The organism is Sphingobium phenoxybenzoativorans (assembly GCF_018286635.1).
Taxonomy (GTDB): domain Bacteria; phylum Pseudomonadota; class Alphaproteobacteria; order Sphingomonadales; family Sphingomonadaceae; genus Sphingobium; species Sphingobium phenoxybenzoativorans.
On the sequence record NZ_CP073910.1, the window covers coordinates 827,175 to 839,906 of the forward strand.

At 64.6% G+C, this 12,732-nt stretch carries 12 protein-coding genes; 7 read left to right on the forward strand and 5 right to left on the reverse strand.

The window, feature by feature from the left end:
• Window positions 1–4 precede the first annotated feature (4 nt).
• Window positions 5–352: a GntR family transcriptional regulator gene (locus KFK14_RS04110; protein ID WP_070156665.1), complete on the reverse strand. Its 348-nt coding sequence runs from the start codon at window positions 350–352 to the stop codon at window positions 5–7.
• Window positions 353–428: 76 nt separating this feature from the next.
• Entirely contained in the window at window positions 429–1,007 is a 579-nt protein-coding gene (locus tag KFK14_RS04115) for a nitroreductase family protein (RefSeq protein WP_212609966.1), read from the reverse strand.
• 160 nt (window positions 1,008–1,167) lie between these two features.
• Between KFK14_RS04115 and KFK14_RS04120 the strand changes: the two genes are divergently transcribed.
• From KFK14_RS04120 to KFK14_RS04130, 3 genes are read left to right on the forward strand one after another with little or no spacing between them, the layout of a single operon-like run.
• The gene (locus KFK14_RS04120) at window positions 1,168–2,715 is read left to right on the forward strand and encodes a peptide MFS transporter (protein ID WP_212609967.1); all 1,548 of its coding nucleotides are present in this window, start codon (window positions 1,168–1,170) and stop codon (window positions 2,713–2,715) included.
• Window positions 2,715–4,127, forward strand: a complete 1,413-nt coding sequence (locus KFK14_RS04125) for an amidohydrolase (protein ID WP_212609968.1) — start codon at window positions 2,715–2,717, stop codon at window positions 4,125–4,127. The genes KFK14_RS04120 and KFK14_RS04125 overlap by 1 nt, the downstream gene beginning before the upstream one ends.
• Window positions 4,124–5,434 carry an amidohydrolase family protein gene (locus KFK14_RS04130; protein ID WP_212609969.1) on the forward strand — a complete coding sequence of 437 codons (1,311 nt, stop codon included), beginning with the start codon at window positions 4,124–4,126 and terminating at the stop codon, window positions 5,432–5,434. Before KFK14_RS04125 ends, KFK14_RS04130 begins: the two co-directional genes overlap by 4 nt.
• Before the next feature lie 788 nt (window positions 5,435–6,222).
• Here KFK14_RS04130 and KFK14_RS04135 read toward each other — a convergent pair.
• The 3 genes from KFK14_RS04135 to KFK14_RS04145 are packed head-to-tail and all read right to left on the reverse strand — an operon-like array spanning window position 6,223 to window position 9,191.
• Entirely contained in the window at window positions 6,223–7,599 is a 1,377-nt protein-coding gene (locus KFK14_RS04135; RefSeq protein ID WP_212609970.1) for an alanine/glycine:cation symporter family protein, read from the reverse strand.
• Between the two features lie 41 nt (window positions 7,600–7,640).
• Window positions 7,641–8,138: a hypothetical protein gene (locus KFK14_RS04140; protein ID WP_212609971.1), complete on the reverse strand. Its 498-nt coding sequence runs from the start codon at window positions 8,136–8,138 to the stop codon at window positions 7,641–7,643.
• Between the two features lie 57 nt (window positions 8,139–8,195).
• Complete coding sequence (locus KFK14_RS04145; protein WP_212609972.1) at window positions 8,196–9,191, reverse strand: aldo/keto reductase; 996 nt, start codon at window positions 9,189–9,191, stop codon at window positions 8,196–8,198.
• 92 nt (window positions 9,192–9,283) lie between these two features.
• Here KFK14_RS04145 and glmM point away from each other — a divergent pair, with 92 nt between their 5' ends.
• The 4 genes from glmM to KFK14_RS04165 all read left to right on the forward strand — a co-directional run bounded on the left by glmM (window position 9,284) and on the right by KFK14_RS04165 (window position 12,404).
• Entirely contained in the window at window positions 9,284–10,624 is a 1,341-nt protein-coding gene (glmM, locus tag KFK14_RS04150; protein ID WP_212609973.1) for a phosphoglucosamine mutase, read from the forward strand.
• A 111-nt stretch (window positions 10,625–10,735) separates the two neighbouring features.
• The gene (locus KFK14_RS04155; protein ID WP_212609974.1) at window positions 10,736–10,963 is read left to right on the forward strand and encodes a DUF1272 domain-containing protein; all 228 of its coding nucleotides are present in this window, start codon (window positions 10,736–10,738) and stop codon (window positions 10,961–10,963) included.
• Entirely contained in the window at window positions 10,964–11,800 is an 837-nt protein-coding gene (gene thiD, locus KFK14_RS04160; RefSeq protein ID WP_212609975.1) for a bifunctional hydroxymethylpyrimidine kinase/phosphomethylpyrimidine kinase, read from the forward strand. It abuts the gene before it with no gap.
• A complete protein-coding gene (locus KFK14_RS04165; RefSeq protein WP_246524869.1) occupies window positions 11,793–12,404 on the forward strand; it encodes a ribonuclease HII in 612 nt (203 codons plus the stop codon). The genes thiD and KFK14_RS04165 overlap by 8 nt, the downstream gene beginning before the upstream one ends.
• The last annotated feature ends 328 nt before the right edge of the window (window positions 12,405–12,732 follow it).

Sequence of the window (12,732 nt, forward strand, 5' to 3'; positions counted from 1 at the left end):
CTGTTCAGGCGTCCTGCATGTTGGACAGGTCGGACAGGCTGACGCCGATCCGCTGCATCTGCGCGGCCACGGGCGGCCAGACATTTTCCAGGAAATGCGCCTTTTCCATCGCCCGCAGGCGGCGTGTGGCGCCATCGGCGACGAACATGCCGACGCCCCGCTTCACGGTGACAAGGCCGTCATCCTGAAAGCTTTGATAGGCTTTGGCGACGGTCAGCGGGTTCGCGCCTTGCTGCGCAGCGAAGGCGCGGACAGATGGCAGCATGTCCCCGTCGCGGAAAGCGCCGTCGAGGATCGACGCTGAAATAATCTCCCGCAGGCGGAGATAGACGGGCTTGGAATCGTCGGCCATGACTGCTTCAGTGACATAATACAGCCGGGCGCGTCAATGTCGAAATTAAACGAAACCGCACATCAACAAATTGTAATTAAATATCCCAGCGCGTGACAACGGTGTCATATTCTGGCCGGGGCCGTTCCTCTAGCGGCTTTTGCGGCGTGCCGATGAAGATGAAACCGGCGATCCGCTCGTCGGGGCCGCCAAACGCATCGCGCACCGTGTCGCTGAATGCGGGCCATCCGGTCAGCCATCCGCCGGCGAAACCATGCGCATGGACGGCGTGCAACAGGTTCATTGCGGCGGCTCCCACGGACAATTCCTGTTCCCACAACGGAATCTTCGACCCCTGCCGTGGCGATGACAGCACCACCACCAGCGTAGGGGCCTGACGCGCGAACTGGTGCATCGCCTCTATTTCCAGCCGCCCGGCCAGGGGATTTTCCGTGCGATAGGCGCGCTCCAACAGCGCCGCCAGCGCATCCCGCTGATCGTCGCCGACAATGATGAAGCGCCACGGGGCAAGCTTGCCATGGTCGGGCGTGCGGATGGCGACCTCCAGCATTGCGCGGAGCTGCGCGTCGTCAGGACCGGGTGCGCCAAGGTCGCGCGGCTTGCCCGAACGGCGGGTCTGGAGAAGGGTGAGCGGGTCGGTGCGGTCGTTGAACATCGGCCTGTAGATGGATGGTCATTTCCGGCTTCGCAAGAGTGCGGATGCGTAACGAAATTATATTCTTCACACCGGCAATTTTGGTGCTAGGCTTTGCCCATAACGCCTGGACCCGCGGGTCATGGGCGGCTCGTAATCCGTGGTCGAAAGGTTCGCCAGAATGGCAGCGCACCCTGGTTCGGCGAGCGACGCGGCAGGGACATTCCTGGGGCATCCCCGTGGTCTGTTCATCCTCTTTTTCGCCGAAATGTGGGAGCGTTTCTCCTACTATGGCATGCGCGCGCTGCTGATCTTCTATCTTACCAAGCATTTCCTGTTCGGCGACACCCAGGCTTATCTGCTCTACGGCGCCTACACCTCGCTGGTCTACATCACGCCGGTCATCGGCGGCTATCTGGCCGACCGCTATCTCGGCGCGCGCCGGGCGGTGCTGGCGGGGGGCGTGTTCATCGCCTTCGGCCATTTCCTGATCGCGGTGGCGGAGGGGCCGAGCGGGCAGAGTCCCCTGCACCTCAACGGCTTCTATCTGGCGCTTGCCTCGATCATCGTCGGCACCGGCTTCCTAAAGGCGAACATCTCGGTGCTGGTCGGCGAACTCTATCCGCGCGACGATGCCCGGCGCGATCCCGCCTTCTCCATATTCTATATGGGCATCAATCTGGGCGGTGCGATCGGCCCGGTGATCTGCGGCGTGCTTGGCGAAACGGTTGGTTGGGGGTGGGGTTTTGGCGCGGCTGGCGTCGGCATGCTGCTCGGCCTGGTCGTGTTCGTCATATACCGGCCCTGGCTGCAGGGCGCGGGCGAGCCGCCTTCCCCAGCGGCGATCGCGCGCCGCACATCCTCCGGCCTGTCCGTCGAATGGGCCATCTATGTGGGCGGCGCGATCGGCATCCTCGGCATCTGGATATTGATCCGCTACGCCGAACTGCTGGGCTATATGCTCCTCGCTTTCTCGGCGCTGACGGTGATCTATATCCTCTACCGGGCGATCTGGACGCTGAACCGGGTGGACCGCGACCGCATATTGGCGGCGCTGTTCCTGCTGGCGCTCAATCCGCTGTTCTGGGGCCTGTTCGAACAGACCGGGTCGTCGCTCAATATCTTCACCGACCGGCGGGTCGACCGGGTGATGCTGGGCGTCGATGTCCCGGCGTCGGTGTTCCAGTCCGTCAATTCGGTCTTCATCATCCTGTTGGCGCCTATGTTCGCCGTGCTGTGGACCTGGCTGGACAAGCGCAGGCTGGAGCCGTCCGCCCCAGCCAAGTTCGGCATCGGCATGATGCTGTGCGGTGCGGGCTTCCTGGTGCTGGTCGCGGGCGCGGCGGCGGCGGGGAGCAACCTGACACCGGTCATCTTCGTGTTCCTCGTCTACCTGTTTCATACGATGGCCGAACTATGCTTCTCGCCCGTTGGATTGTCGGCCATGACCCGGCTGTCGGTGCCCAGCATGGTCGGGCTGATCATGGGAACGTGGTTCCTGGCGATGGCGGCGGGCAATTTCATCGCCGGGCTTATCGCCCGCGCGACGGACAGTGCCGGTGCTGGCGTGGACCAAGTGCTGGCGGTCTATACCCAGATAGGCTGGTTCGCCGTCGCCGTGGGCTTGGGCGTCATGGCGCTGGCGCCGTTCATCACGCGGCTGATGCACCTCGACCTGATCGGCAGGGAAGGGGAAATGGACATGCGGATCGAAGGGGAGAAAGCATAATGGCATTCAGGCTCACCCGTCTGGCGCTTCTCGCCTGCGCCGGTCTCGCCGCCTGCGCGGCTCCGGCTGCCGAAGGCCCCAAATCGGCCAATGCCAAATCCTCCGCCGCGAAGGAAAATCCCTCCGCCGAGCCGGACGATCCCTACCCCTCCACCTATAAACCCTATCCCGGCATGCCGACCGTCGTGCGTAACGTGACGATCTTCGACGGCGAGGGCGGGCGCATCGACAATGGCGTCATCTTCTTCGTCAGCGGCAAGATTGCGTCGATCGGCGGGCCGGACACGCCCATCCCGGCGGACATCGCCGTGTTTGACGGCACGGGCAAATATCTGACGCCCGGCATCATCGATATCCACAGCCATCTGGGCGATTATCCCTCGCCCTCCGTCGATGCGCTGAGCGACGGCAATGAGATGACGTCGCCGGTGACGCCCGACGTATGGGCGGAACATAGCATCTGGCCGCAGGACCCTGGCTTTTCCCGCGCGCTCGTCAATGGCGGCGTCACCGCGCTGCAGATATTGCCGGGGTCGGGCAATCTGTTCGGCGGTCGGGGTGTGAGCCTGAAGAATGTCTATGCCCGCACGATGCAGGGCATGAAATTCCCCGGCGCGCCCTACAGCCTGAAGATGGCGTGCGGCGAAAATCCCAAGCGCGTCTATGGCAACCGCAATACGAAGCCTTCGACCCGCATGGGCAATATCGCCGTCGACCGGGCGACATGGATCAAGGCACGCGACTATCAGAAGAAGCGCGCGGCAGGGAAGGAGCAGACCCGCGACCTTGGCATGGAGACGCTGGCCGATGTGCTGGAGGGCAAGATCCTTGTCCAGAACCACTGCTATCGCGCCGACGAAATGGCCAACGTCATCGATATGGCGAAGGAGTTCGGCTACAAGGTTACGGCCTTCCACCATGCCGTCGAAAGCTACAAGATCGCCGACCTGCTGAAGGAAAACGGCATCTGCTCCGCCATGTGGGCCGACTGGTACGGCTTCAAGATGGAAAGCTATGACGGCATTCGCGAGAATATCGCGCTGGTCCATAATGCGGGCGCCTGCGCCATCGTCCATAGCGATGATGAGAACGGCATCCAGCGCCTGAACCAGGAAGCCGCCAAGGCCATCGCCGCCGGACGCCGCATGGGCATAAATATTCCCGACGAAATTGCGTGGGAATGGCTGAGCTACAACCCGGCCAAGGCGATGGGCATCGGCGACAAAACAGGCAGCCTGAAGGTCGGCAAGATGGCCGACATCGTGCTGTGGAACGGCAATCCGTTCAGCGTCTACACAAGGCCGGAGAAGGTGTGGATCGACGGCGCGATGATGTACGACGCCAATGACCCGAAGAAGCGGCCGGTGAGCGACTTCGAACTGGGCCAGATCGGTGCGGGAGACGTGAAATGAAGCGCACAACTCTCTGTCTCGCCGCCACGCTGCTGGCGTCGCTTTCTGCCCCCGCCCTCGCGCAGACCATCGCCATCACCGGCGGCAAGCTGGCCATCGGCGACGGCGGCGAACCTGTCGAAAATGGCACGGTGGTCATCGCCAATGGCAAGGTCGTTGCGGCGGGCGCTGGGGTCGCCATTCCGGCGGGCGCGCAGCGGATCGACGCCACGGGCAAGTGGGTGACGCCGGGCCTGGTCTCCGGCTTCTCCCGCATGGGTCTGGTCGAAGTGACCTATGTCTCCGAAACCAATGACAGCACGGCGGAGAAATCGCCCTTCTCGGCGGCGATAGACGTATCGACCGCGATCAATCCGCTGGCCAACCCCATTGCGATCAGCCGGACGAGCGGCATCACCCGCGCCGTCGTCGTGCCGGGAGGGGCGGGCAGCGTGTTCGCCGGGCAGGGCGCGGTGATCGACCTTGGGGCGGACATGGCCCCGATCACGAAGGCGCAGGCGTTCCAATTTGTCGAACTGGGCGAGACCGGCGCGAAGCGGGCGGGGGGTAGCAGGCCCGCCGCCTATCTGCTGTTCCGCACCTCGCTGCGGGAGGCGCAGGATTATGCGCGCAACCCGGCCGCCTATGACGGCCGGTCGAAGGACAGCATCCTGACCCGCGCCGACGCGGAGGCGCTTGTTCCGGTGGTGCAGGGCAAGGTGCCGCTGATGGTCCATGCCGAAAGCGCGCGGGACATATTGGCGGCGCTCGACCTGCGGAAGGAGTTTCCCGCGCTGAAATTGATCCTCGCTGGCGCGGCTGAGGGGTGGACCGTCGCCGGCCAGATCGCGGCGGCGAAGGTGCCGGTGATCGCGGGCGGGATAGAGGATTTGCCTGCCCGCTTCGAAACCATCGCCGCCACCCAGTCCAATGTCGGCCGCATGGAAAAGGCGGGCGTGATGGTTGCGCTGGGCATGTTCACCGGCGACGACGGTCTGCAGGTACGCACCGCGACGCAGCAGGCCGGGAACATGGTCGCGCTACAGAAGGTGCCGGGCGCGACGGGGCTAAGCTGGGGTCAGGCGCTGCGCGCGATCAGCTCCGCGCCCGCCGAGGCGGTGGGGCTTGGCGACCGGATTGGATCGCTGAAGCCGGGGCGGGCAGGCGATGTGGTGATCTGGGACGGCGACCCGCTGGAACTGGAATCCGCGCCGGTCGCGGTCTGGATCGACGGCGTGGCGCAACCGATGGAAAACCGCCAGACGAAGTTGCGCGACCGCTATGCAACACCCGCGCCAGGGCGGTTGCCCAAGGCGTATGAGCATTAGGGGGATGGAATGACGGGGCGGCGTAGCGGCCACCTTCTACTCCTCTCCCTGCAAGGGAGGGGCCCGAGGTGGGTTGCGAACGAAGTGAGCACCTAGCCTATCCCGAAAAATGCCGCTGACGCGGCGCACCCACCCCCAACCCCTCCCTTGCAGGGAGAGGAGTGTGGACGGCGGGGATGACGGGAAGGGTGGATATTTGCCTTAGCTCTCCTATGACCCGTCATTCCCGCGAAAGCGGGAACCCATCTCCCCTCCCACAGCTCGCATGCCCAAGGCGCATTGGGTCCCCGCCTTCGCGGGGATGACAAAAAGGGGTGGAAAGCGGATCGTCAGTTTACGAGTAGAATTGAGGGCCGTAGCGCCCTACTCCGTTCCATGTATCGCGCCGCATGACACCGGCATAAAGATAACCAGTTCCTCGTTAGTAAGTCATGCGTCTCCTTGTAATGCCAAAGGCAAGAATTAACTGGATTAGGAGGACATCCGCCATCCGCAGAAATATAGCTGCCTCGCCTTGTCACAATGATAGACTGCGGCTTTAAACCGCAGAATTTTGCTGCTTTGCGCACCGTTTCTTTCATGCTGAATTCGATTTGCTCTGGTGATTTCGAACTGGAGCACGCTGTGAGTAACGGCAGAAACCAGAGGTAACGGCAAATATGTGTCATTTGGCAGCGATAGATCGTTGAACTTAAGTCCGCAAATTGGCGGCCCAATTTCTTTGTCGAGCGTCCCAAAGTGGTCGTCACCAGACTTACCGCTCTGCATGGCCACCCTAACGGATCAGCCTATCCCTTCCCCCGCACCCGCGCCCAATATCCCCGCACGTCCCGCCGCAATTCGCCCGCGCAGAAATAGAGCGCCAGCACATTAGGGATGGCCATCAGGAAGAAGCTGCTGTCGACGATATCGATCACCCGGCCCAGGTCGATGACGGCGGCAGGCGGCAGGGCGACGACGTAGAGGATCTTGTACGCCCATTGCGCGCGCGGGCCGTTGCCGAACAGGTAGCCCCATGCTTGCAGCCCGTAAAAGCCCCACGCCACCAGCGTCGAGTAAGCGAACAGGAACACCGCCACCGCAAGGATATAGGGAAACGAAGGCGACACGGCGGCGAAGGCGGCCGAGGTGATGGCGATCCCCTTCAGCCCGTCATCCCATGTCCCCGCCACGACCAGCGCCAGCCCGCCCAGCGCGCAGACGATCATCGTGCCGAGCAGCGGCTCCAGCAGCGCGACCATCCCCTCCGACACCGGTTCGTCCGTGCGGGCGAGGCTGTGGGCCATGACGGCGGAGCCGACGCCCGCCTCGCTGGCGAACACTGCGCGGCGCATGCCCGCGACGAATGCGCCGACCGCGCCGCCGGTCGCTGCCGTCCCGTTCCACGCGCCCTCCCATATCTGCGCCAGCGCGCCGGGGATCGCGCCCGCGTGCAGCACAAGGATGGAGCAGACGCCGATCAGATAGACGGCGACCTTCAACGGCGTCAGGCGCTTCGATACTTCGCCTAGCCACACCGCACCGCCCAGCGTCACCAGCGCGACGGCGAAGGCCAGGAATATGCCATAATACCAGCCATTGGTGATGCCGGTGACGGCCGACACTTGCTGGAAGCTCTGGTTCACCTGCACCATCGGGATCGCGCCGAACAAGGCGAAGAAGGCATAGAAGCCGCCGAGCACGATCCCCAGCCGCGGCCAGCCCCGCTGCGCCAGCACGGCCTTCAGCACATACATCGGCCCGCCATGCGCATGGCCCCACTGGTCGATAATGCGATATTTGAGGCCCAGCGTCACCTCCGCCATCTTCACCGTCATCGCGAACCAGCCGATGATGAACATCCACAGGATCGCGCCCGGCCCGCCCATCGTCAGCGCCACGGCGACGCCGGCGATATTGCCCAGGCCGATCGTCCCGGCGAGCGCGGTGGTCAGCGCCGCGAACTGGCTGACGTCGCCCTTCGCCTGCCCCTCGCGCGGCTGGTTGCGCAGGATGTGGAAGGCGTGGCCGACCGCGCGGATATTGGGAAAGCCCAGCCAGATGGTGAAGAACAGCATCGGCAAAGCGAGATAAAGCACGATCAGCTCAATCTGCGTACCGAGCAGGGGCACCTTGAAAAAGACGGCGGCGGACACGGCGTCCACGACCCGGTTCAGATTTTCCATGCGGCGGAAGATGGCCGGGCTATCGGGGAAAGTCGATCAAATTAGCGCGGCGCTTTTACGGCCCCGTCACTGGTCTTGTTCTTGCTCCCGCTCCCGCTCCCGCTCCCGCTCCCGGCATCAGGCGCGGCCGCCTGCCAATAGCGCGTCTGCAGGCCAGCCGCGCTACAGCGCTGGTCGGCCAATACGCCCCATATATGCACCAGCGCCGCGTCATTCTGCGCCATGGCGTTGGCGGCCACCCTGTCCCACGCCGCGCACGCCGCCGCCGACCCGGCATTTTTGAGGTAAAGCGTCTCCGCCCGGGCGATCAGGCCCGGCATGCTGCGCCGCGCCCGCGCCATATCGAGCGGCGCATGCGCCATGCGCTGCATCTTCAGCAGGGCCTTGCGGTAATTGGGCAGATTTACCGGCGGCGCGGGCGGCTTGTGCGCCACGGGCTTCGGCGGGGCGGGCCGTTCCCGGCACGTCGCGAGCATCGCCAGCCCGGCCGCCAGCAGGATGGCGGCAAAGGCGATCCACCCCCACCGGCGCCGCGACAACCCTCTCCATCCCGGCGCGGGGGGAGGAGAGGGGGTTCCGGTCACGCCCGCCGCGCCTTAGAGCCGGGTCATCGCCATCATTTTTTCGCCATAGCGCGGCCCGGCGGTGCCGCCGAGCGGGGCGGCCTTGTCAAGCGTGGCCAGATCGTCGGCGTCCAGCGTGACGTCGATCGCGGCCATGCTGTCCTCCAGTGTCGCGCGGCGCTTGAAGCCGGGGATGGGCGCGATGCCGTCGCCCTGCGCCAGCAGCCATGCCAGCGCGATCTGCCCGCCGCTGACGCCATGCTTCGCCGCAATGTCCTTCACCGCATCGACGATCTTCAGATTGGCGGCGAAATTCTCCTCCGAATAGCGCGGATCGCCCAGGCGGAAATCGTCCGCCGCCAGGTCCGACCTTTTGGTGATCTGGCCGGTCAGGAACCCCCGGCCCAGCGGACTGAAAGGCACAAGGCCGATGTTCAGCTCGCGGCAGAGCGGCAGGATGTCATTCTCGACCTCGCGCTCCCACAGGGAATATTCCGATTGGATCGCGGCCACCGGATGCACCGCGTTGGCGCGGCGGATGGTGGCGACGCCCGCTTCGGACAGGCCCATATGGCGGATCTTGCCCTCGCGCTTCAGCTCGACAAGCACGCCCATCACCTCCTCAATCGGCACATTGGGATCGACGCGGTGCTGATAATAAAGATCGATCGTGTCGATGCCGAGGCGCTTCAACGATCCCTCGCAGGCGCGGCGGATATTCTGCGGCGTGGAATCAAGGCCGCGGACGCCGCCATTATCGTCAAAGGTGAATCCGAACTTGGTGGCGATGATCAGGCCGTCGCGCTTGCCCTTGATGCTGTCGCCCAGAAGCTGTTCGTTGACATGGGGACCGTACACCTCCGCCGTGTCGAAGAAAGTGACGCCCAGATCGATGGCCCGGTGCAGCGTGGCGACCGTTTCATCCTTGGTCCCGGCGCCGTAAACGCCGTCCCCGCCGCCGCCCATCGGCATGCAGCCCACCCCAAGCGCAGAGACCTTCAGATTGTCGCCAAGCGTGCGGTATTTCATATCGGCTCTCCCTTTGGACATGGAAAAATGATCGATCAGGCCGTTGCTTCGCGCTATGAGGCCGCACGGATTGATGAAGGCACAGGCAAGGCATGGCGCGCAGCTATTTCGGCACAGATGGGATCAGGGGCCGGACCAATCAATGGCCCATGACGCCGGAACTGGCGATGAAGGTCGGCATGGCGGCCGGGACGCACTTTCTGCGCGGCAAGCACCGGCACCGGGTGGTGATCGGCAAGGATACGCGCCTGTCGGGCTATATGGTGGAAAACGCCCTCGTTGCCGGCTTCACCGCCGTCGGCATGGACGTGGTGCAATTCGGGCCGATCCCGACGCCCGCCGTCGCCATGCTCGCCCATTCGATGCGCGCGGATCTGGGCGTCATGATCTCGGCCAGCCACAATCCCTATTATGACAATGGCATCAAGCTGTTCGGCCCGGACGGATATAAGCTGTCCGACGCCGACGAGGCGAAGATAGAGGCGCTGCTGGCGGGCGACATCGCGCTGGCGGCGTCGGAACATATCGGCCGCGCCCGCCGCGTGGAGGATGCGCGCGGCCGTTATATCCATGCGGTGAAGTCCAGCTTCCCCGCCGACCTGCGCCTGGACGGCCTGCGCATCGTCGTCGATTGCGCGAACGGCGCCGCCTATCAGGTCGCGCCCTCGGCCCTGTGGGAATTGGGCGCGGAGGTGATTGCGGTCGGCGTGACGCCGGATGGCACCAACATCAATGATGGCTGCGGATCGACCGCGCCGCTGCTGCTGCAGGAGACGGTGCTTTCGGCGGGCGCGGACATCGGCATCGCGCTGGACGGCGACGCCGACCGGCTGATCGTGGTCGATGAGAATGGCGTGATTGTCGATGGCGATCAGATCATGGCGCTGATCGCCGCCAACTGGGCGCGGGAGGGGACGCTGCGCGGCGGCGGCCTGGTCGCGACGATCATGTCCAACCTGGGCCTGGAGCGCTTCCTGTCCGGCAAGGGCATCGGCCTGGAGCGCACCAAGGTCGGCGACCGCTATGTGCTGGAGCGGATGCGCGAGGGCGGCTTCAATGTCGGCGGCGAACAGTCGGGCCACATGATCCTGTCCGACTATGCGACCACCGGCGACGGCACCATCGCCGCGCTGCAGGTGCTGGCGGCGCTGGTCCGCAGCGGCAAGCCGGCGAGCGAATTGCTCCACCAGTTCGACGCCGTGCCGCAGCTTTTGAAAAATGTCCGCTTCTCCGGCGGCAAGCCGCTCGACCATGAGGATGTGAAGAAAACCATCGCGCAGGCGGAGGCGGAACTGAAAGGCTCCGGCCGTCTGGTCATCCGCCCTTCGGGCACCGAACCGGTGATCCGCGTGATGGCGGAGGGGGACCGGGAAGATCAGGTGCGCGACGTGGTGGACCGCATCTGCGCGGCGGTGGAGAAGGCGGCGGCGTGATGATGCTTCCCCAACCTCCGTTCGCCCTGAGCTTGTCGAAGGGCTGTCCTTCTCTTCAAGAAAGTGCAGGGCGTCGACAAGCTCAGCCCGAACGGAGGGAAGGACGCGCCCATGCTTGAAATGCGCCCCGATTGCGAACGCTGTGGCACGGACCTGCCCGCCGATGCGGGCGGCGCGTTCATCTGCTCGTTCGAATGCACCTTCTGCGCGCCCTGCGCCGAGGAACTGGACGACATCTGCCCCAATTGCGGCGGCGAACTGCTTGACCGGCCGACGCGCGTGGGCAAGGCGCTGGCGAACAACCCGGCCTCCACGGAGCGGAAGCATAAGGACGCTTAAGTGGTTGCGCGCGTCCTCATCATTGCCGGGTCGGACAGCGGCGGGGGCGCGGGCATCCAGGCCGACGTGCGGACCGTGACGATGCTGGGCGGCCACGCCATGACGGCGATCACCGCGATTACCGCGCAGAATACGCTGGGGGTTCAGGCGGTGCATCCGGTGCCCACGAACATGGTGATCGCGCAGATGGAGAGCGTCCTGTCCGACATTGGCGTCGACGCGGTGAAGATCGGCATGATCGGATCGGCGCAGACGGCGCATGCCGTGGCCGATTTTCTCTCTTCGTCATTCCCGCGCAGGCGGGAGCCCATCTCCGGTGCTATCGTCCAGACCAAAGGTCAGGAGATGGGTTCCCGCCTGCGCGGGAATGACGTGGCCGGGGTGACGCCCATCATCTTCGATCCCGTCATGGTGGCGACCAGTGGATCGGTGCTGGCTGATGCCGACACCATCGCCGCGTTCGAGCGGCTGATGCGGATTGCCACGGTGGTGACGCCCAACATCCCGGAGCTGGCGGCGCTGGGCGGCGATAGCATAGCCAAACGCTTCGGTTGCACGGTGCTCGCCAAGGGGGGGCATGGCGAGGGCGCGACGCTGACCGACCGGCTGTTCGATTCCGGCGGCACGATCAAGCAGTGGCGCAGCCAGCGGATCGACACGCCGCACACCCACGGCACCGGCTGCACCCTGGCGAGCGCGCTGGCGACGGGACTGGCGCAGGGGCTGGGCATCGTTAGCGCCATCGACATGGCCCGGCGCTATGTGCGGGACTCTCTCAAGCTTGCGCCGGGGCTGGGCGCTGGCCACGGTCCGATGGGCGTGCCGCGCCGTGCCTGATTTCGGGCCGGACTTCGCGCATGAGCTGCGCCATCATCCGGGCCTTGTCGCCGGCGTCGATGAGGCGGGGCGCGGGCCTTTGGCGGGTCCGGTGGTCGCCGCCGCCGTCATCCTCAACCGCGACGATTGCCCGGAGGGACTGAACGATAGCAAGAAACTGAGCGCCCCGCGCCGGGCTGCGCTGGAGGTGGAGATCAGGGCGCGCGCCGTCTGCTTCGGCATTGGCGTCGCCAGCGTGGAGGAAATTGACGAAATCAACATCCTCTGGGCGACGATGCTGGCGATGACCCGCGCGGTCGATGCGCTGACGCGGGACTGCGCGCATGTGCTGGTGGACGGCAACCGTTGCCCCAAATGGACCTACGCCTCCACCGCCATAGTGGAGGGCGACGCCAAATGCCTGTCGATCGCCGCCGCGTCGATATTGGCGAAGGAGGAGCGCGACCGGATGATGATCGCCGCCGCCCGTGAGCATCCGCATTATGGATGGGAGAGCAACAAGGGCTATGGCAGCGCGAAGCATCTCGCGGCGCTTCGCGAACATGGCGCGACTCCGCTGCACCGGCGCAGCTTCGCGCCGGTGGCGCAACTGGTGCTGATCTGATTCAGCCTGGATTGTTCCGTTCGTCACCCCTGCGAAGGCAGAGGTCCCGCTTGATCTTCTACGCAGATTAGGAAGCGGGACCCCTGCCTTCGCAGGGGTGACGGGGCTAAAACTGGAACCTCCCCAAAAAAATATCCGCTCCATCTTGTGCTGAGTCCTCATGGCAACACCACCGCATGTTGAGACTTTGTGTGAAGTCGGGACTCAATATCTCGCGGTTTCCCCATTCGTTCTCACGCTGTTAACTTTTATGTGAGGCTTGGCCCCTAAGTTTTTGATCTTGACGGAGGACTCCGGAAGACTCATCCCACAGGCGTAACGACAGGGG